Origin of the sequence: Asanoa iriomotensis, from assembly GCF_016862515.1 — a bacterium.
GTDB classification, from domain to species: Bacteria; Actinomycetota; Actinomycetes; order Mycobacteriales; family Micromonosporaceae; genus Asanoa; species Asanoa iriomotensis.
On sequence record NZ_BONC01000008.1, the window covers coordinates 14,987 to 35,191 of the forward strand.

General features: G+C 71.2%; 15 protein-coding genes. 2 read left to right on the forward strand and 13 right to left on the reverse strand.

The window, feature by feature from the left end:
* Positions 1–43: 43 nt before the first annotated feature.
* The 3 genes from Air01nite_RS08045 to Air01nite_RS08055 are packed head-to-tail and all read right to left on the reverse strand — an operon-like array spanning position 44 to position 6,141.
* Complete coding sequence (locus Air01nite_RS08045; protein WP_203701326.1) at positions 44–562, reverse strand: 2'-5' RNA ligase family protein; 519 nt, start codon at positions 560–562, stop codon at positions 44–46.
* Positions 563–2,173, reverse strand: coding sequence for a SpoIIE family protein phosphatase (locus tag Air01nite_RS08050; protein ID WP_203701327.1), 1,611 nt, complete (start codon positions 2,171–2,173; stop codon positions 563–565). It abuts the gene before it with no gap.
* 59 nt (positions 2,174–2,232) lie between these two features.
* Positions 2,233–6,141, reverse strand: coding sequence for a ThuA domain-containing protein (locus Air01nite_RS08055; RefSeq protein ID WP_203701328.1), 3,909 nt, complete (start codon positions 6,139–6,141; stop codon positions 2,233–2,235).
* Between the two features lie 202 nt (positions 6,142–6,343).
* Here Air01nite_RS08055 and Air01nite_RS08060 point away from each other — a divergent pair, with 202 nt between their 5' ends.
* Both Air01nite_RS08060 and Air01nite_RS08065 read left to right on the forward strand, forming a co-directional pair.
* Entirely contained in the window at positions 6,344–7,237 is an 894-nt protein-coding gene (locus Air01nite_RS08060; RefSeq protein WP_203701329.1) for an oxidoreductase, read from the forward strand.
* Positions 7,238–7,524: 287 nt separating this feature from the next.
* A complete protein-coding gene (locus Air01nite_RS08065) occupies positions 7,525–9,885 on the forward strand; it encodes an SGNH/GDSL hydrolase family protein (RefSeq protein WP_203701330.1) in 2,361 nt (786 codons plus the stop codon).
* A 48-nt stretch (positions 9,886–9,933) separates the two neighbouring features.
* On the opposite strand, the gene Air01nite_RS08070 is transcribed toward Air01nite_RS08065, so the two are convergent.
* Genes Air01nite_RS08070 through Air01nite_RS08115 form a run of 10 tightly spaced genes read right to left on the reverse strand, consistent with a single transcriptional unit; the run spans position 9,934 to position 20,205 of the window.
* Positions 9,934–10,821: an NAD(P)-dependent oxidoreductase gene (locus tag Air01nite_RS08070; protein ID WP_203701331.1), complete on the reverse strand. Its 888-nt coding sequence runs from the start codon at positions 10,819–10,821 to the stop codon at positions 9,934–9,936.
* Positions 10,812–11,789: a phytanoyl-CoA dioxygenase family protein gene (locus tag Air01nite_RS08075; protein ID WP_203701332.1), complete on the reverse strand. Its 978-nt coding sequence runs from the start codon at positions 11,787–11,789 to the stop codon at positions 10,812–10,814. Before Air01nite_RS08075 ends, Air01nite_RS08070 begins: the two co-directional genes overlap by 10 nt.
* Complete coding sequence (locus tag Air01nite_RS08080; protein ID WP_203701333.1) at positions 11,786–12,868, reverse strand: amidohydrolase family protein; 1,083 nt, start codon at positions 12,866–12,868, stop codon at positions 11,786–11,788. The genes Air01nite_RS08075 and Air01nite_RS08080 overlap by 4 nt, the downstream gene beginning before the upstream one ends.
* Positions 12,861–13,604, reverse strand: a complete 744-nt coding sequence (locus Air01nite_RS08085; protein WP_203701334.1) for a sugar phosphate isomerase/epimerase family protein — start codon at positions 13,602–13,604, stop codon at positions 12,861–12,863. Before Air01nite_RS08085 ends, Air01nite_RS08080 begins: the two co-directional genes overlap by 8 nt.
* Complete coding sequence (locus Air01nite_RS08090; RefSeq protein ID WP_203701335.1) at positions 13,604–14,404, reverse strand: VOC family protein; 801 nt, start codon at positions 14,402–14,404, stop codon at positions 13,604–13,606. Before Air01nite_RS08090 ends, Air01nite_RS08085 begins: the two co-directional genes overlap by 1 nt.
* On the reverse strand, positions 14,401–15,360 hold the full coding sequence (locus Air01nite_RS08095) for a 2-hydroxyacid dehydrogenase (protein WP_203701336.1): 960 nt from the start codon (positions 15,358–15,360) through the stop codon (positions 14,401–14,403). Before Air01nite_RS08095 ends, Air01nite_RS08090 begins: the two co-directional genes overlap by 4 nt.
* Positions 15,361–15,417: 57 nt before the next feature.
* On the reverse strand, positions 15,418–16,431 hold the full coding sequence (locus Air01nite_RS08100) for a tripartite tricarboxylate transporter substrate binding protein (RefSeq protein WP_203701337.1): 1,014 nt from the start codon (positions 16,429–16,431) through the stop codon (positions 15,418–15,420).
* A 49-nt stretch (positions 16,432–16,480) separates the two neighbouring features.
* Complete coding sequence (locus Air01nite_RS08105) at positions 16,481–17,974, reverse strand: tripartite tricarboxylate transporter permease (RefSeq protein ID WP_203701338.1); 1,494 nt, start codon at positions 17,972–17,974, stop codon at positions 16,481–16,483.
* A 9-nt stretch (positions 17,975–17,983) separates the two neighbouring features.
* Positions 17,984–18,517 carry a tripartite tricarboxylate transporter TctB family protein gene (locus Air01nite_RS08110; RefSeq protein WP_203701339.1) on the reverse strand — a complete coding sequence of 178 codons (534 nt, stop codon included), beginning with the start codon at positions 18,515–18,517 and terminating at the stop codon, positions 17,984–17,986.
* Entirely contained in the window at positions 18,517–20,205 is a 1,689-nt protein-coding gene (locus tag Air01nite_RS08115; protein ID WP_203701340.1) for a UGSC family (seleno)protein, read from the reverse strand. Before Air01nite_RS08115 ends, Air01nite_RS08110 begins: the two co-directional genes overlap by 1 nt.

Sequence of the window (20,205 nt, forward strand, 5' to 3'; positions counted from 1 at the left end):
CTCAGATCCAGTCGATCAAAACCCACCCGGACAGCATGGCACCCTAGCTGGGTAGGGCGTGGGCGATGTCGTTGGCGTGGTCGGTGATCGAGGCGCCGGTGATCGTGGCGTGCAGCGGGAGGATTTCCAGGCAGCGGCGGACCGCCGGGCCCATCAATGGGTTCGGCACCCGGAGCGAGACCGTGCAGTGCGGCACCCAGCGGCCCGGTCGGTAGTGCTCCCAGACCTCGACCCCGCCCTCGGCCAGTCGGTCGTGCACCGCCCGGTGCAGGTCCAGGAGCTCGGGGGTCGGTGTGATGCCGAGCCAGACCACCCGGCCGACGAACTGGCCGACGAAGTCCATGTCCAGCTCCAGGCCGCGGCCGAGCGGGACGGCGCCCAGGGCCTCGGCCACCGCGTCCGGTGACAGGCGCGCCGCGGCGGCCAGGGAGACGTGCGGGCGGTGTTTCGAGTCCTGCAGCGACGCCAGCGTCGGGATGCCCTCGGCCTCCAGGGCGTGCCACAGCGTCCGGAGCCGCCGGGTCGCATGGGTGTCCAGGTAGAGCTCGAGGGCCGCGACCATTCAGTGAGCCGCGGTGATCCGGACCAGCGTGCCGGCCGGGCCACTCTCGATGTGCAGCGCGTGGCTGGTCTGTTGGGCGATCCACAGGCCCATGCCGCCTGTCGACGACGGGGTCGGCCGCACCTCGCGGGCCAGGAATGCGGCCGCTGGGAAGCCGTTGCCGTGGTCGCGGACCTCGCAGACCAGGCCCGTGTGGTCGGCGAGCAGGCGCAGCGCGCCGGCGCCGCCGCCGTGCCGGATCGCGTTGGTCATCACCTCGTTGACCGCGGCGACGAAGTCGTCGGCGACGTCGTCGGCCAGGCCGTGCCGCTCGGCCTCGTCGGCGACCCGCCGGCGCAGCGTCGCCACGCCCGCCCGGTCGAACTCGGCCGCCAGGAGCAACCGCGGCTCGGGGTGGGGCGGCGGGCCGAGCCGGCGGATGGCGAGCAGCGCGGTGTCGTCGGTCGGGCGCTCCTCGCCGACCGCGAACATCAGCGCCGTGCAGACCTCGTCGGGCTCGCCGGGCCAGACTGTGGCGAGCAGGCGTTCGATGCCCACGTCGATGGATTCCTGCCGGCGTTCGATCAAGCCGTCGGTGTAGCAGACCAGCACCGCACCGGGCGGGAAGTCGACCACCGTGGTGCGGCGGGTGCCGGCCGGGCGGCCCATGCCCAGAGGCACGTCCGTCGGCGCGGGCAGCAGCTCGGCGCGGCCCGACGGGTCGACCAGCACCGGGCGCGGGTGGCCGGCGACCGAGACGTGCACCTTGTCGCGCTCGGGCGGGATCACCGCGTAGAGCACGGTCGCCAGGCTGCCGGTCTCGAAGTGGTGCACCTTCGCGTCGAGGTGCTCGAGCGCGTCGGCGGGGTCGGCGCAGACCAGGGCGTACGCCCGCAGCGCGCTGCGCAGCCGGCCCATCACCACGGCCGACTCCAGGCCGTGGCCGGAGACGTCACCGACCACCACGCCGAGCCAGCCGGACGGCAGGGTGAACACGTCGTACCAGTCGCCGCCGACGCCGGAGTCGTGGCCCGGCAGGTAGCGGGCCGCCATGTCGACGCCGGGCACCTCGGCCAGCGCCGTCGGCAGCAGGCTGCGCTGCAGGGCGAGGGCGGTCTCGCGGTTGACCGTGCCGGCCCGCGTGTGGGTGGCCACGCTGGCCCGGTCGGCGACCATCTCCAGCAGGCGGGCGTCGTCGGTGTTGAAGGCCCGGGGCGACCGGCTGCCTACATAGAGCACGCCGGCCAGTTCGCCGCCGCCGAAAATCGGCACGCCGAGCAGGGACCGCACTCCCCCGCCGCGTACCAGCGGGCTGGTGTCGCTCTCCTCGGTGATGTCGTCGACGATCACGGGCCGGCGGTCACGGGCGACCCGCCCGGCGAAGCCTCGGCCGATCGGGACGCGTACACCAACCTTGAAATGGTCGTCGAGGCCCTTGGCCGCGGTGGCGACGAGCTGCCGGGCGTGCGGGTCGAGCAGGAGGATCACGACGGTGTCGACACCGAGCAGCTCGCGGACCCGGTCGAGCAGCTCGTCGAGCAGGGCATCGACGTCGAGGTGCGACAGGGCGGCGTCCGTGACGGCTTCGAGCCGCCGGAGCCGCTCGTCGCTGTCGGTGGCCGCGTCGATCACGTGAACAGCCTAAACCGGGAAGCGGCGGGGGGCGCGCGCACGCACCCCCCGCCAAATGGTCAGCTTCCGAACACCTCCAGGTTGAACAAGGAGTATCCGTATGCTGTACCCCGGGCGGTGCCGTAGATCCGGAGATACCGGCCACTCGCGCTCAATCCGGTGTTGTCGTCCTCGCCGCCGTTACCGCCTGTCACCGTCCGCGCGACGGTCCAGGTGGTGCCGTTGGTCGAGGTCTCTATCCGGTACGCGGAGCCGTAGGCGGCCTCCCAGAGCAGCCGCACCCTGCTGATCGAGTACGTCTGGCCCAGGTCGACCTGGATCCACTGCGGGTCGCTGAACGCGCTCGACCACCGGGTCGTGGTGGACGCGTCGACCGCCAGCGAGGCCGGGAACGCCGCGTTCTCGACGCTCGACGCCGTCGCGGGCTTGTTCAGCGCCACGTTCGTCGCCGTCGGCGGCTGGCCGCCACCGCCGTACACCTCGAACGAGAACAGCGAGTAACCCCACGCCGTGCCGCGCGCGGTGCCGTTGATCCGGACGTACCGGCCGCTGGCGTTGAGGGCGGTGTTGTCGTCCTCGCCGCCGTTGCCGCCGGTCACCGACCGGACCGTGGTCCAGGTGGTGCCGTTGGTCGACGTCTGGATCTGGTACGCCGAGCCGTACGCCGCCTCCCAGAGCAGCCGCACCCGGTCGATCGAGTACGTCTGGCCCAGGTCGACCTGGATCCACTGCGGGTCGCTGAACGCGCTCGACCAGCGGGTGGTCGCCGAGGCGTCCACGGCGTTCGACGCCGGGAACTCCGGGGCCTCGACGCTCGACGCCGTCGCCGGCTTGTTGAGCGCCAGGTTGGTCCCGGTCGGCGGGGTGGTGCCCGTGGTGAACGCGAACGAGTCGACGTTGAACAGCGCCGCGCCCGTGCCGCCGGTGAACACCAGGAACAGCGGTCCGGACGTGGTCGGCGCGGTGATCGTGCCGGTCACGTCGGCGAACGTGTCGAACGAGCCGGTCGCCGCGACGGTGGCCGTGCCGACCACCGTGCCGGTAGCCGAGCCCGAGCGGATCGTGATCGTCCCGCCGCCGCCCGCCGGTGCCGACACCCGGGCGGTGAACCCGGTGGCCAGCCCGGACAGGTAGTACGGGTTGAACGAGATCCAGTCACCGTTGCTGATGTTGCCGACCGCACTGCCGCCCTGTGCCGCCGTCGAGGTCACGATGGCGACGCCCTGCTGGCCGCCGAAGTGCTCGGCCTGCCGTGCGCGCGGCTGCAGGACCACCGGGGTCGCGTTGATCGCGGTGGTCGAGCCCGGCGGGGTGTACGCGGCGTTGATGATCCCGAAGATGTTCGCCGACACGTCGTGCTCGCCGTCGACCGTCGTCTGGATGTTGCCGCTGCACCCGTTGACATTGGTGATCGGGTGGCCGTGCGCGTCGTGCCCGAGCACGTAGGTCACCGTGACCCGGGAACAGTCGATCGTCGGGTTGGCCGGGTCGGTGACGTTGACCGTGAACGGCACCTGGTCACCGAAGTTGAACAGCCGGCCGGGTTGCGGCAACGACACGCTGATCGTCGGGCCGCCGACCCCGATCACCACGCTGGCCGTCGCCGAGGCGCCGGACGGGTCGCGCACCGTCAGCGTCGCCGTGTACTGGCCGTTGGCGGTGTAGGTGAACGACGGGTTGGCCGCCGTCGAGTCGACCGAGCCGTTCGTCTGGAAGTCCCAGGCGTACGTCAACGGGTTGCCGTCCGGATCGGTGGAGCCGGCCGACGAGAACTGGACCGTCAGCGGTGCCGTGCCGCCGGTCGGGTTGCCGCTGGCGACGGCTACCGGTGGCCGGTTGCCCCCGGTGACCTGGTACTCGATGCGGTAGACGGCCGAGTTCGCGTCGCCGCCGAACCAACCGGTGCCGTAGTCGAGCACGTAGAGCGCGCCGTCCGGGCCGAACTCGTAGTCCATCACCTGGGTGCCGGTCCAGGGGAAGCTCGTGATCGTACCCGGCGTGCCGTTGGCGTTGATGTTGATCGTCTTGATGAACCGGCGACCGAACTCGGTGGCGAAGAACTTGCCGTCGTACGAGGGCGGGAACTTCACCGACGAGTTGAGGGCCGCGTTGTAGCGGTAGACCGCGCCGCCCATGGGCGAGAGGCTGCCGCAGCAGATGCCGGGCGGGTCCTGGCCGCCGCCGTAGCCGAGCCACGCCGCCCGCGACGCCGGCAGGGTGGTCAGACCGGTGTTGTTGCGCGAGTTGTTGGTCGGTCCGCCCGCGCAGTTGTACAGGCCCAGCGACGGTCCACTGGGGAACGTGTACTCGTGGTACGGGGTGTTGTAGTTGGAGCAGTACGGCCAGCCGTAGTTGCCGGGCTGGGTGATCCGCTCGTAGGAGACCGTGCCGGCCGGCCCGCGGTTCGGGTCGGCGGTGCCCGCGTCGGGCCCGTAGTCGCCGAGGTAGACGATGCCGGTCGCCTTGTCGACGCTCATCCGGAACGGGTTGCGGAAGCCCATGGCGTACACCTCGGGCCGGGTGTTCGCGGTGCCGGGCGCGAACATGTTGCCGGCCGGGACCGTGTAGCCGCCGGCCGCACTCGGCTTGATCCGGAGGACTTTGCCGCGCAGGTCGTTGGTGTTGCCGGAGGAGCGCTGCGCGTCGAAGGCCGGGTTGCGGTCGGTCCGCTCGTCGAGCGGCGCGTAGCCGGCCGAGTCGAACGGGTTGGTGTCGTCGCCGGTGGACAGGTAGAGGTTGCCGGCCGCGTCGAAGTCGATGTCGCCACCGACGTGGCAGCACTGGCCGCGGCTGGACGGCACCTCGATGACGGTCACCGCCGACGCCGGGTCGATCGTGTTGTCCGCCCGCACGGTGTAGCGCGCGAGCCGGTTGACGCCGTTGAACGGCGCGAACTGCGCCGCGGTGCCGGTCGTCGGCGCGTCACCGGCCGGTGTGGACAGGGGTGGCGCGAAGTAGAGGTAGACCCAGCGGTTCGTGGCGAACGCGGGGTCGGCCTTGATGCTCTGCAGGCCCTCCTCGTCGTGGGTGTAGACCGGGATGGTCAGCGCCACCTTGGTGTTGCCGGCGGCGTCGGTGTAGCGCACGGTGCCGTCGCGCGACGTGTGCAGCACGCCGCGGTCAGGCAGCACGGTCAGGCCCATCGGCTCACCGGTCTCGGCCACTCCCTTGGCGAGGGTGACCTGTGCGAAGGCGCCCGGCGGGTCGACCGGCCCGGAGCCGACCGTGCAGTTGCCGGTGCCCTGTGCCGCGTACCGGATGCCGCCCAGGAGGTGGTTGCGGAAGTTGGTGTCCGCGTAGCTCTCCTGCGTGTGACCCATGCCGGAGTACCAGGTGCGCCCGCCGTCGTAGGCGCGGCACCAGGCGATGGGGTGGTCACCCATGCCACCGCCGGAGTACGTGGACTCGTCGAGGTTGGCCAGCACCCGCACGTTGGCCCGCGGGTTGGTGCGGTAGCTGTACCACTCGTCGGTGCGCACCCAGTTGGCCGGCAGGCCGGCGGTGGACGGGTGGCTGCTGTCCTCGATCCGCACGGTGGCCTGCTGGATCGCGGGGTGCTGGAGGAAGTACGCGCCGACCAGGCTGCCGTACCAGGCCCAGTCGTACTCGGTGTCGGCCGCGGCGTGCACGCCCGCGTAGCCGCCGCCGGCGCGGATGTAGCCTTCGAACGCGGTCTGCTGAGCGGCGTTGAGCACGTCGCCGGTGGTGGACAGGAAGATGACGGCCTGGAACCTGGCCAGGTTGGCCGTGGTGAACGCGGTCGCGTCCTCCGTGGCTTCGACGGTGAAGTTGTTCTGCGTGCCCAGTTGCTGGATCGCGGCGATGCCCGCCGGGATCGAGTCGTGCCGGAACCCCGCCGTCTTGCTGAACACAAGCACGGTGAAGTCGGCCGCGAGAGCGGGGCTCGCCGGAATGCCGACGAGCGTCGCTGCCGCCAGGGCCACGCAGAGCAGCGCTCTGCGCAACATGATCGGACCTTTCTCATGGGGACGGTCATGAAGCGTGCGCCGACCACGCCGTGCCCACACGATGGCCGATAGAGCGCTCTCCGTCAATACGCAAGAGGCCGCTTCTGACGCCATGTCGAATAGGAAAGAACCCTGTCAGCGGCGTGGATCGCGGCGGAGTGGGTAACCGGCGTCTGAGATCGAGCGGCAGGCAGGTTCGGGCATGAGCCGACGCGGATGGACTCCCGACGACATCGGTGACCTGGCTGGCATGACGGCGATCGTGACCGGCGCCAGCTCGGGGCTCGGGATGATCGAGGCGCGCGAGCTCGCGCGTGCCGGCGCGGGTGTCGTCCTCGCCGTCCGCAACATGGACAAGGGCCGTGAGGTGGCCGCCGCCCTGCCCGGCAGGACCGAGGTCCGCCACCTCGACATGTCCAGCCTCGCGTCGATCCATTCGTTCGTCGACGCCTGGACCGGTGAGGTCGACATCCTCATCAACAACGCGGGCGTCATGCTCATCCCCGAGGACCGCAGCGCCGACGGCTTCGAGCTGCAGATGGGCATCAACTACCTCGGCCCGTTCGCGCTGACCAACCTGCTGTTGCCGCGCATCCGTAACGCGCCCACCAGCCGCGTCGTCTCGATCACCTCGCAGACCAACCGTCGCGGGCGGATCCAGCTCGACAACGTCGACGGCACCAGACGGCCCTACAGCGCCTTCCAGTCCTACGCCGATTCGGAGCTCGCCACGGTCTACTTCACCGCCGAGCTGCAGCGCCGGCTCGACAACGCGGGCTCAAGCATCCGGGCCGTCACCGCACACCCCGGCATCGCGCGCACCGACCTGCTCCGGCACGCCACCGGGATCGGCAGAGCGGTCTTCCGCTCGACACTGTGGATGTTCAACGACGCCGAACACGGCGCCTGGCCGGCCCTCTACGCCGCCACCGCGGACGTTCCCGGCGGCTCTTACGTCGGCCCGGACGGCATCGGCCATCTGCGCGGCAACCCGGCGCTCCACCGACCCGCCCGCGCGGCCCGGCAACCTGGAGTGGGCCCGAAGCTGTGGGAGGCCTCCGCGCGCCTGACCCACACGGACTTCGCCCTCGCCTGACCGCTGCCGCTCGTCCACCGTCGGCGACCGTTCGGCGCAACCGCCGTTCCGCTGAACGACCTTCCCGGGCCACTCATCGTCACGCGTTGATGTGAGGGTTTACTTCGATCTGGAGCCTTTCTAGGTTGGGCCTACAAAGGCGCGCCAGCCGTCGGTCGCTCCGCTCCGGCGATCGATTCCCACCGCATTCCCCTTTTGCCATCCATCCTGTTCGGACACGCGAACAATGGAGGAGCGTAATGACGCCTGTCACCCGACACCTTTCGAGACGGCAATGGTTCGCGGCATTGGTCGCGACAACTCTGGCGGCGCTCAGCGCGGTGCAGGGCACCGCGTCCGCCGAAGAACTGACGGCCGGCACCGTTCCGGCCGGAAAGCCGGCAATCGGCACGTGGGCGACCGCCCCGGTCTCGGCCGCCCCCGCCGAAGCCAACCGCGTCAACAACCAGACCCTCCGGCAGATCGTCCACATCAGCACGGGCGGTGAGCAGGTCAGGGTCAAGCTCTCCAACCGGTACGGAACCGCACCCCTCGTGGTGCAGGCGGCCCATGTCGCGCGCCGCGACACGGGCGCGCGCATCGCCGAGGGATCCGGCGGGCAGCTCACCTTCAGCGGCCGGACGGCGTTCTCGATCCCGGCCTTCGGCGAACTCTACAGCGACTGGCTGCCATTCCCGGTGCCCGATTTCGCCGATCTCGCCATCGACGTCTACATCGCGTCGGACACGCTCGCCTCGACCTCGCCGATAACGCTCCACAATGCGCGGCCGGCGGGTCAGACTCTCGCCTATCTCGCGGACGGCAACCAGATCGGCGCCGCCGAATTTCCGACCGTCGCGACGCGTACCATGTGGTATTTCCTGACCGGTGTCGACGTCACGATGCACGCAGACGCCGGTGGCACGGTCGTCGCTTTCGGCGACTCGATCACCGACGGCTCGGCGTCCACGGTGGACGCCAACGGACGCTGGCCGGACTACCTCGCCCAGCGGCTGGCCGACAAACCGTCTCTGCAGCCCACCGGCGTGGTCAACCTGGGCATCGGCGGCAACCGGGTGCTCATCGGCGGCACCGGAGAGAACGCGCTGGCCCGGTTCGACCGCGACGCGCTGGTGGCGTCGGGCGCGCGCCAGGTCATCGTGCTCGAAGGGATCAACGACATCAGCGGCGGCAACACGGCCGCGCGCATCATCGAGGGGCACCGGCAGCTCATCAAGCGCGCACACGACCGCGGGCTGATGATCTACGGCGGGACGCTGACCCCCTACGGCAACGCGCCAGACGCCCGCGAGGCGGAACGGCAGGCGCTCAACACCTGGATCAGGACCAGCGGCGAGTACGACGCCGTGATCGACTTCGACGCCGCCGTCCGCGACCCGGCGAACCCGCGGCGCATGCTGGCCGCGTACGACAGCGGCGACAGCCTGCACCCGAACAGCGCGGGCTACCTGGCGATGGCGAACGCGATCGACCTCGGGCTGTTCAAGCGGGACTACCGCGCCGACGCGGCTCCCGTGGCCACCTGGGGAGCGCCGATGGTGTCGGCGAACCCGTCCGCCACCAACCGCGTCAACAACCAGACGCTGCGGCAGGTCGCCCACGTCAGCGTCGGCACCGACCGCGTACGCGTCCGGCTGTCGAATCGGTGGGGCACGGCACCGCTGGTCGTCGAGGCGGCGCAGGTCGCTCTGCGGGCGGCCGACGAGAAGATCGTGGCGGGCACGGGCCGGGCGCTGACCTTCAGCGGCAACCCGTCGTTCACCATCCCGGCCGGCGCCGACGTGCTCAGCGACTGGGTCGACCTCGAGGTCGGCGCGCTCGCCGACCTCGCCGTCGACATCCACCTGCCCGGTGACACGTCGGCGGGCACGTCCCCGCTGACCGTCCGGAACGGCGCGCTGCAGACGACCTACGTCTCGGCGCCCGGCAACCACGTGGGTGCGGAAGCCTTCCCGGTGGCCTCGACCCGGCTCCAGTGGAACTTCCTCTCGGCGATCGACGCGAGCGTCCGCAGGCACACCGGCACCGTCGTCGCCTTCGGCGACTCGATCACCGAGGGGCTCCGCTCGACGGCCAACACCAACCGGCGGTGGCCGGACGTGCTGGCGGCCCGGCTCGCCGCGCTGCCGACCTCCCGGCAGTTGGGGGTGGCCAACGTCGGCATCAGCGGCAACCGCGTCTGGGTCGGTGGCGGTGCCACGAACCCGAGCGCGCTGGCGCGGATGGACCAGGACGTGCTGGTGCGGGCCGACGTCACCGACATCATCGTGCTGCTCGGCATCAACGACATCAGCGGCGGAGCCACCGCCGCGGACGTCATCGCCGCGCTGCGCCAGGTGATCGTGCGGGCACACACGCAAGGGGTCCGGATCTACGGCGGCACGCTCACCCCGTTCGGCAACGCACCCGACGTGCGGGAGGAGCACCGGCTGGCGGTCAACGAGTGGATCCGCACCAGCCACGAGTTCGACGGCGTCGTGGACTTCGACGCCGCGGTCCGCGACCCGGCGAACCCGCGCCGGATGCTGGCCGCCTACGACAGCGGCGACAGCCTGCACCCGAGCGACGCGGGTTACCAGGCGATGGGTGACGCGATCCCGCTCAACCTGCTCCAGACGATGGAGTCGTCGCTGGTGCCGGCCGCGTAGCCGACCCCGACCATGGCACGCCCCGGAACCCCGGGGCGTGCCATGCGGTCAGGGGGTCGGTTCGCGGCCGGAGAGAAGTTCGACGACCGTGAGCACCGCCGCGTGGTCGAGGTCGCCGTTGCCCCGGGCGACGACGGCATTCATCAGCTGGGCGGCCGTCGAGACCGTGGGCAGCACCAGCGACGACCGCCGGGCCAGGTCGGCGACGATGCGCAGGTCCTTGGCGTGCAGGTCGGCGCGGAAGCTCGGCGCGAACGACCGTGCCAGCATCGCGCCGGACTTGCGGTCGAGGACCGTGCTGCCGGCGAGGCCGCCCGCCAGCACCCGCAGCGCGCCCTCCGGGGCCACGCCCGCCGCCTCCAGCAGCAGGATCGCCTCCGCCAGGAGAGCCAGGTGGCCGCCGACCAGGAGTTGGTTGGCCGCCTTCACCGTCTGGCCGGCGCCCGCCGGACCCACGTGGACGATCGTCGTGCCGAGGGCGGCGAACAGCGGCTCGGCGCGGGCGAACGCTTCGGCGGTGCCACCCACCATGATGGACAGTGAGGCCGACCGGGCGCCCGGCTCGCCGCCGCTCACCGGTGCGTCCAGCACCTCGACGTCGCGCTGGGCCCCTGCCGCGGCCAACGCGACCGCGACCGCCGGGTTGATCGAGCTCATGTCGACATAGAGCGCACCGGCCGGCAGGTGGGCCAGGAGGCCGTCGGGGCCGAGTGCCACCGCCTCCACGTCCGGCGAGTCGGGCAGCATCGTCACGGCGACCTCGGCCGACGCGACCGCCTCGGCGACCGAGGACGCGGCCCGGCCGCCGGCCGCGACGAGGTTCTCGACCGCGGGCCGGCTGCGGTTGTATCCGACGACGTCGAAGCCGGCTTTGACGAGGTTCGCGGCCATCGGGGCGCCCATCGTCCCCAGGCCGATGAACGCGATCACGCGCATCCGGGCGCGTCCTCGCGCCAGCGCGTGAACGCCGGCACCAGCTCCGGGTGGGCCGACATCCGTGCCCGGGTGTCGAGCCAGCTCTCTTTCCACGCGACCGGGTCGCGGAGCTGGGTCGCCGGGTCGCGGCGGCTGCGCGCGACGAAGCCCGGGAACTCAGGGCGGCCCGTCGGCTGGCCGATCGGGTTGAACCGCAGGTCCATGCTGACCCGCACGTCGTCGCTGTGGTTCTCCAACGACGAGTGCGGCGTCATCTTGTCCATGACGAGGATGCTGCCCCGGCGCATCGGCAGCGGCTTCGCCCGGTCGGCGTCGAACTTGGCCGTCGGCAGGTACTTGCCGCGCAGCGCGTCGATGCAGTGCTGGAGCAGGCCGCGCTTGTGGTTGCGGGGCACGACGCACAGACAGCCGTTGCGCTCGTCGACGTCGACCAGCGGGATCCAGACGGTCAGGATCTCGGTGTCGTCGGCCTCCTCGACCACGACCGACGCGTCCTGGTGCCACTCGGTGGCTCCGAGCAGACCCTTGCCGATCCGCGGGTCCGACGGCACCAGGTGCTGCGGCGGCTTGAGCCGCACGTGCTGCACCGGGTTGGAGTAGATCTCGGGCCCGATCAGCGACTCGACCACGTCGAGGATCCGCTCGTTGCTCAGCATCGCGAAGACCGCCGGCCCGAAGTGGCAGGGCTCGTCGGGCTTGACGCCCTTGAACGGCAGCGAGAAGTCGAAGTGCTGCGCCCAGCTGCGCCCGGTGTCGGCGTAGAGCCGCGTCAGCTTGCTGCCGAACGGCAGGCCCGCGTAGGCTGCAGGCCCCGCGAGCCCCGCCACGATCTCGTCGAGCCGTTCGGCGTACTCGGCCACCAGCGGGTCGAGGTACCGCTCCACGTCGATGACGTCCTCCACCACCAGGTAGCCCTGGTCGCGGAACTGTTTGATCTGGTCTCTGGTCAGTCCGGACACGTCGGTCACTCCCCTTTCCTCTCGGCGGTCCACGCCACCTCGCCGGCCCGCAGCGTCAGCCAGGGCACGAGTCGCTCCCCGGCGTCGTCGTCGAACACCGCCACGTCGGCGGCCGCGCCCACGCGCAGCCGCCCGATCTCGTCGTCCTTGCCGACCGCCGCCGCCGGTGCCGACGTCGCCATCCGGAACACGTCGGCGAGCGGCAGCCCGAGCGCGCGCCACTTGTCGAGCACGGTCACGAGACCGGGGCGCAGCGCGGCGAACGACGTCGCGCTGAGGTCGGTGCTGATCACGTCGGGCGGGAAGCCCTGGTCGAGCAGGCCGCGGGCCACGTCGGCGCTCCAGTGGGTCTTGCCGTGTCCACAGTCGAACAGGACACCCCGCTCGCGGGCGTCGCGGGCCGCCGGGTGGACCTTGCCGGCCGGGTCGAGCAGCCCGTTGGCCTTGGGCGTCTGGAAATGCGTGACGATGTCGCCCCGCCGCAGCAGCGCCAGGATCGTGTCGATCGGGTCGACGGACCCTCCGATGTGCACCATCACCGGGTGCGAGCCGGCCGCGTCGACGGCGGCGCGCAGCACGGTCAGGCACGAGCCACCGACCACGTCGGCCGACGCGCGCAGCTTGACCCCGACGGCCACGTCGGGGAAGTCGCGCAAGACGGCGGCGACGCCGGCCGGGTCGGCGTAGGAAGGGTTGACCAGCTCTCCGGCGCCCTGGAAGCCGGTCATGCCGAGCCGGGAGAGGTTCACGAAGCCGAACACGCGCGTACGGGCGGTGCCCGCGATGAACCGCGCGAACCCGGCGAACGTGTCGGGGCCGGCGCTGCCGCCGTCGGCCGTCGCCGTCACCCCGCTGCCCAGGCAGACCTCGTCGGGCCAGGCGCCGAGCGTGGTCGCGCCCCAGTAGACGTGGGAGTGCAGGTCGAACAGCCCGGGCGAGACGAGCCGGCCGCCGAGGTCCACGACCCGCGCACCGCCCTGCGCCGCGAGCGACGGACCGACCGCGGTGATCCGCCCAGCGGAGACGGCGACGTCGAGGCGGCCGCTCCCGTCGACCGCCCGCCCGTCCCGGAGCAGCAGGTCACTCATGGCGGCGCACGTACTCCAGCCCCGCCCGGATCGCGGACTCCGGGTCGCCCTCGCCCGGGTACTCGAAGCCGAACGGCACGTCGGGGTCGAGCGCCGCCAGCACCGCCGGCAGGTCGACGAAGCCGTTGCCGGGATAGGTGGCGACCGGCCCGTCGTCGCCCATCCGGACGTCTTTGAAGTGGCAGTAGACGGTCCACGGGGCCAGGGCGGCGGCGGCCGCGACGGGGTCCTGCCCGTTCTTCACGTAGTTGCCCACGTCGACGTTGACGCCCAGGGCCGGCGAGTCGAGCGCACGCACCGTCCCGATGACCTCGGCGAGCCGGTTGCCCGGTGCTTTGACGAAGTTCTCCAGCGCGAGCGTGACACCGGCGGCCTCCGCCGCGGCGAGCACCGCCCGCGCCACCGTGTCGTCGTCTCCCGCGCCGCGGAAGACCCGCAGCAGCGGCGAGCCGAGCGCGCGGGCGTGCGCGATGTCGCGGAGCAGCCCCGCCTCCGTGTCCTCGTCGCCGCCGTAGAGGGTCGCGAAGCTCGCGTACGTGACGCACAGCCCGAGGGCGGCGGCCTGGTCGACGACGGCCGGAAGCTCCGTCTCGACGTCCTGCCAGTAGACCGTCCGGTACTCCACGCCCGCCGCGCCGACCTTCGCGGCGATCGGGCCGAGGTCGAGGACGGACATCTCCCCGGATCGCAGTGCCTTCTCGTACGGTGTGCCGCAGACGTACACGTCGTGGCTCATCACGGTCTCCAGATGATGTGGACGAGGTTGCCGGCGGGGTCACGGTCCTTCAGGTAGGCGAGCCGCGACGCGGGAAACGTCACCGGCTCCTGGAGCTCCCGTCCGCGCTCGCCGAGGTCGGCGACGGCGGCGTCGAAGTCCCAGACCCGCACGCCGACGTGACACGGCTCCCCGACCGGCGCCTTGAGCACCTCGATGCGGCCGAAGACGTCGCGACCCGCGTAGAGCGTGCGGCCCACGGTGACCGGGTAGTCGAACGTGTCGGCGTACCACTGTGCGATCTCGGCGTCGCTCACCCCGGGCCGCGCGTAGAGGCCGACGTGCTCGACGGCCCCGTACAGCGGCCAGCCGTTGATCCTGCGCACCTGCCACAACGCGTCGGTGAACCAGGTGTCGGCCGCACCGGCCGGTGCCGCGACGGCGACGCCGTCGGCGCCGGCGGCCAGCCAGTCGCCGATCTCGTCTGGCGTCCCGAGCCCGATGAACCGCGACCGGGTCGGCCGCGGCACGGTGAGCAGCACCAGGTCGGCATCGGCGTCGTCATAGGGCACGTAGGCGATCCGGCGGTCGTCGCACTCGCGGGCGATGTTGGCGTCGAAGGGTCCCACGACGAAGTCGGCGTCACCGGGCGGGCCCTCGACGCCGAGCAGCACGTCGGGGTGCTGGGCCCGAGTGGGGGCGACCGCGTGCGGTGGCACGACCGCGACGGTCGCGCCCGACGGGAGGCCGGTGCCGGCCCGGTCGACCGCGATCGCGCCGGCCGTGACGATCCGGTGGAGGGCCTCGATGCGGTGGGTCACGGCGCCACCACCACGTCGATCGGGTCGAGGTCGCCGCCGGCCAGCGCGGTGCGGATGTTCGCGAACGCGCGTCGGACCATCAGGGCGCGGGAGTCGTCGGTCACCCCGCCGATGTGTGGCGTGAGCACGACGTTGGGCAGCGAGCGGAACGGGTGGTCGGCGGCGGGGGGCTCGTCCTGGAACGCGTCGAGCCCGGCCGCGGCGATGCGGCGTGCGCCGAGGGCGGCGGCGAGCGCGGGCTCGTCGACGATCCCGCCGCGCGCGGTGTTGACGAGGATCGCGCTGCGCTTCATCAGGCCCAGCTCGCGCGCGCCGAGCAGCCCGGTGGTCGCCGCGGTCAGCGGCACGTGCACGCTCACGAGGTCCGAGGTGGCGAGGAGCTCGTCGAGCGGGACGTGGCGGGCGCCCCGTTCGGCGTCGGCGGGCAGCCGGTGGCGGCTGTGGTAGACCACGGTCGCCTCGAACGCGCGGACCCGGGCGGCGACGAGCTGGCCGATCTTGCCGAGGCCGATGATCCCGACCTGTTTGCCGCGCAGCTCGTGGGTGCCCTCCCGGACCGACCACTTCTCCCACCGGCCGTCCACCATGGACGCGTGTGCCGCCGGCAGCCGGCGCAGCGCCGCCAGCATCAGCAACACCGTGAGCTCGGCGCTCGACGTGGCGTTGATGCCGGTGGTCCGGGCGACCAGAACACCCAGCGAGCGGGCGGCGTCGAGGTCCATCTTGTCGGTGCCTTCACCGATCCGCTGCACGATCCGCAACGCCTTGGCGGTTTCCAGCATGTCGGCCGTCAGCTTGGCCGACCACAGCAGGATCGCCGGTGCCGTGGCGAGCACGCCCGCCCGCTCCTCCGCTGCAAGGTCTTCGTAGTGGACCAGTGGAAGGTCCCCGTTCTCGACCGCCCGGCGCGCGTCCGGGTCCGGTATGCCCATGCAGAGCACCCAGTCCTCCGCCACCGTGCCTCCTTTCACCTCGGAGGGTGCGCGGCGGGTCGCGCCGCGCACCCCCGCCGGTCAACCCTTGGCGACCTGGTCCAGGAAGACCTGTACCTGCTGGTCGATCGTCTTGACGTAGGCGGCCGTCGCCGCCGGGTCCATGTAGCGCTGGGTCAGGAACGCCTTGTCGAAGTCGCCGCGGGCGGCCTCCTGGTCCGAGGCGTCCTTGATCGCCTTGGTCCAGACGTCGATGACGTCCTGCGGCGTGCCCTTCGGCACGACGAGGATGCGCGACGAGCCCCACTCGACGTCGTACCCCTCGGACTTGGCCGTCGGCACGCCCGGCGCGAACTTCGACTCGGTGCCGTCGAACAGCGTCAGGCCCCGGACCTGGCCGCTCTGCAGGGCGCCGGCGGCCTCGGAGATCGAGCCGGACTCGACCGCCACCTGCCCGCCCAGGAGGGCCGAGCGCTGCTGGCCGGCGGTCTCGAAGTAGACCGTGCTGAACTTGACGCCGGCCGCCGCCTCCAGTGCCCGGATCACCATGTCACCGGGTGCGAGCACGGCGCTGGCCGAGATCGCGATCTTCCCCGGCTGCGCCTTGGCCGCGTCGATCAGATCCTTCAGCGACTGGTACGGCGAGTCCTTGGGCACGACGAGCAGCGCCGGGTCGAAGACGTAGTTGCCGAGCGGCACCAGGTCCTCCGACTTGAACGCCGCCTTGCGCGACGGGTCGAGGTAGATCGGGCTGGTGATCGGCGCGTTGGCCCACGCGATCGTGTAGCCGTCGGGCTTCGACGAGACCAGTTCGGTGAGCCCGATCTGGCCCGACGCGCCGACCTTGTTCTCCACGTTGATCGTGGTGTCGAGCAGCTTGCTCATGTCGTTGGCGAGCAGCCGCGCGCCGATGTCGGTGCCGCCGCCGACGCCGTACGGGACGATCATCGTGACGACCTTGCCCGGCTCGGGGAAGTTCGTCTTCGGGCCGGCGCTGGCGTCGCCGCCGGACGCGGCCGGCTTCTCCGCACAGCCGGCCAGGGCGAGGCCGAGCACCAGGGTGACACCTAACAGCTTGGAAGGGATGCGTCTCATCTTCGAGAACTCCTTGCTGTGCATGGCTTTCGGGGGATGGGGTTCGCGCTCACGCCTCGGCGTCGCCCTCCGACCGGGGAACCGACCGGCGGGCGGTGAAGACGATGACGACCGCCGTGATGGCGAAGATCGTGAGTGCGATGGGGTGCTTGAAGAAGCCGGTGACGTCGCCGTCGAAGATGGCCATCGACTGGCGGATGGCGTCCTCGAGGATCGGACCGAGGATCAACGTCAACACGAGCGGGGCGATCGGCAGGTCGAGCTTCTTGAAGAGATAGCCGAGGAGCCCGAAAGCGATCATGACCCATACGTTGAACATGGAGTTGTCGATGCTGTAGGCGCCCACGAGCGTGAACACCAGGATGACCCCGATCAGGATGGAGTACGGGATCTTCAGGATCTGCACCCAGAGCCCGATCAGGGGCAGGTTGAGTACGAGCAACATGACGTTGCCGATATACATGCTGGCGATGATCGGCCAGACGACTTCGGGGTGCTGGGTGAACAGTTCCGGGCCCGGGTTGAGCCCGTTGACGATGAACGCCGTCATCAGCACCGCGACACCCGGTGAGCCCGGGATGCCGAGCGTGAACATGGGGATGAGCGCCGCGTTGGCGTGCGCGTTGTTGGCCGTCTCCGGCCCGGCGACACCCTCGATCGCGCCCTTGCCGAATCGCTCGGGCGTCTTCGAGACACGCTTCTCGACGATGTAGGACGTGAACGCCGCGATCGTCGCGTTGACGCCCGGGAACATGCCGAGGACGAAACCGACGCCGGTGCCGCGGGCGATGGCGCCGGACGCCTGCCGCGCCTCCACTTTGGAGGGTACGAGCGAGCTGACCTTCTCCTGGGAGACCTTGGTGAGCCGGGCCTCCATGTTGATCAGGATCTCGCTGATCCCGAAGAGACCCATCAGCACGGGCACGACGTCGAGCCCGTCGAAGAACTGCGGGATGCCGAACGTGAACCGGGCCGCGCCGGAGATCGGGTCGAGCCCGACGGTGGCGATCAGCATGCCGACCGCGCCCATGATGAGCGCCTTGACGATCGACTTTCCCGCGAACACCAGGATCAGCGACAGGCCGAGGATGACCAGCGCCACATATTCGGGCGGACCGAAGTTGAGCGCGAGCGTGGCGACCGGTGCGGCGACCGTCACCAGGACGATGCAGGCGACCGTACCCCCGATGAAGGATCCGACCGCGGCGACGCTCAACGCCGCACCCGCCTTGCCCTGTCGGGCCATCGCGTGGCCGTCCAGGACCGTGACGGCCGACGACGCCTCGCCCGGGATGTTGAGCAGGATCGTGGTGATCGTGCCGCCGTACTGGGAGCCGTAGAAGATCGCCGCGAGCATGATGATCGCGCCGACCGGTGGCAGGTGGAACGTCAGCGGGATGAGGATCGCCATCGCCGCTGTCGGTCCGAGCCCCGGCAGCACGCCGACGAGGGTGCCGACGGCGGCGCCGATGAGCGCGTACATGAGGTTCTCGGGGGTCAGCGCCGTCCCGAAACCGTCGACGAGGTTGGTGAACGCGTCCATGTCGCCGCCCTACAAGCCCAGGTCGACGAGGAACGGGATGCTCGACACCGGCAGCGAGACGTCGAGCAGCCGGGTGAACGCGGTGAAAAGGCCGAAGCTCGCGCCGAGCGCGACCGCGGCGGTGACGACCCAGTGGTGGCGGCCGTAGACGCCGAGGAAGAGGGCGACGAAGACGAAGGTGGCGAGCTGGAAGCCGAGGATCGGCAGGGCGACGGCGAGCAGGATGATGCCGCCCGCGAGCAGGGCAACCCGCCGCGCGCCGTCGAGCGAGTCGAAGAACCTGCCCTCGGTGCCGGCGCTGCGGCCGGTGGTGATCTGGACGAACCAGACGGCCGACAGGACGGCCCAGCCGATCGCGACGACGAAGGGGAACAGGCCGGCGCCGGGACCGCGGCCGTCGTACAGGCCGAGGCCCGGTGCGGTGGCGGCCACGTAGACGGCGGCCGCGACGAAGACGACGGCGGTGGCCTGGTGGACCAGCCGCGCCCGGCCCGTCGCGGGCGGTGCCGCCGGCGGCGCGCCGGCCTCGGTCACGGCGTCCATCAGAACTCCTCGATCCGTACGGTCGAGATCTCGCTGCCGCCGTAGTAGAACTGGCTGCGCCCGCCGTCGCCGCCGGTGACGAACACCTCGAAGCACTCGGGGCGCTCGGCGATGCTGACGAGCGTGTCGGGCTGGTCGAGCAGCCAGCTCAGCTCCGGCTTGGCGGCGGCCAGCGCGGCCTCCTGCGGCTTGACGATGTTGAGGCCCAGCCGGCGGAACGGGATGCGACTGCCGCGGTGGAGGTACTGCCGCACGTCGTCGAGCGACCAGCCGTGGCTCGCGACGAGGGCGGCGTGCACGGGCGCGAGCAGCAGCACATGGTGTTCGCGGTACTTCTGGCCCGTCGTCGGGTCGCCCCGGCCGCCGAAGAGCCAGCGTCCGGCGCTCGCCGTGCCGTTGTAGCTGCCGGTCATCGAGATGAGCGTGTCGAGCAGTTCCTCGGGCCGCGTCGCGGTGATGTCGTAGATGTCGGGACCCGGGTAGACACAGGCGATCGACAGGGTGCTGTCGCCCTGCGCGTACCCCTTGGACTGGTTCCAGGGTTCGAAGGGGTTGGCACCGGCGTTCTCGGCCAGGCAGAAGCTGTATTTGTTGGGGCTGCCGATGGTGTCCATGTCGAGGACGTTCGGGTACGCCTGACCGATGTTCATCAGGATCAGTCGCAGCGCCCGACCGATCACGGTGTTGACGTGGCTCGGCGAGCCCGGCCCGGCGCCGCAGGTGCCGAAGTTGAGGCCCAGGCGTTCGACGACCGGGCCGCTGAGCAGCACCATCGGGGCGTTGGGGCCGGTGGAGATCGCCTGGGTCTTGCCGAGGATGCCGAGCCCTTCGTAGGCGCGGACGAGCGCGATCAGCACGGGCATGTGTTCGGGCCGGCAGCCGGCCATGACGCCGTTGACGGCGATCTTCTCCACGGTCGCGACGCCGAGGCCCGGGTAGAGCGCCTTGGCGACGACCGTGCCGGGGGCCAGCTTGGTGCCGGCGAGCATCCGCGCGACGCTCGCCGGAGTCGCCGGCACCAGCGGCAGCCCGTCGCTCCAGCCGCGTTCGACCAGCAGCGCGTTGTAGCCGGCGGCGCAGTCGAGCAGGTCGTCGCCGTCGAGCGTCTCGGTTTCGGCGGGCGCGACGGCGGGCCGCGCGTCCTCGACCACCGGCTCGGTGAGCGCGGTGACGAACCCGGGGACGGCCGGCTCGAGCATGCCGCGGATGTCGGCCTCGGTCGCGTTGTTGAGGGTGTGGTCGATGACGACCATCGGCAGTCCGGCGAGCCCGAGCACGGAGGCCGACCGCTGCGCGTCGTCGAGGAAGTGACGCGCGACGATGCTGGCGGTGGCGACGCCCCGCTCCTCCAGCCCGACCATGCTGTGGATCAGCCAGGAGGTGCAGCCGCCGCAGTCACCGGTCGTGCCGATCACGACGTCACACTCGGCTGCCATCCGGTCCTGGTCCTCGGGCGTGGCGAGCCGCACGGACGAGCCGACCGAACCGACGTAGTCGCGGAAGGCGGCACCGGGGAAGCGCGCCGCGAGCTTCTCCCGGACGACGCGCAGCGCGACGTCGCCGCCGGGCTTCATGTTCCAGAAGAGGCCGACGGTCCGGCCGTCGAGCCCGGTGCCGGCGCGGGCGGCCGGCGGGACGTGGTGGAACTCGGTCTCGGCGACCGGGTTCAGGAACTCCAGCGTGGCCAT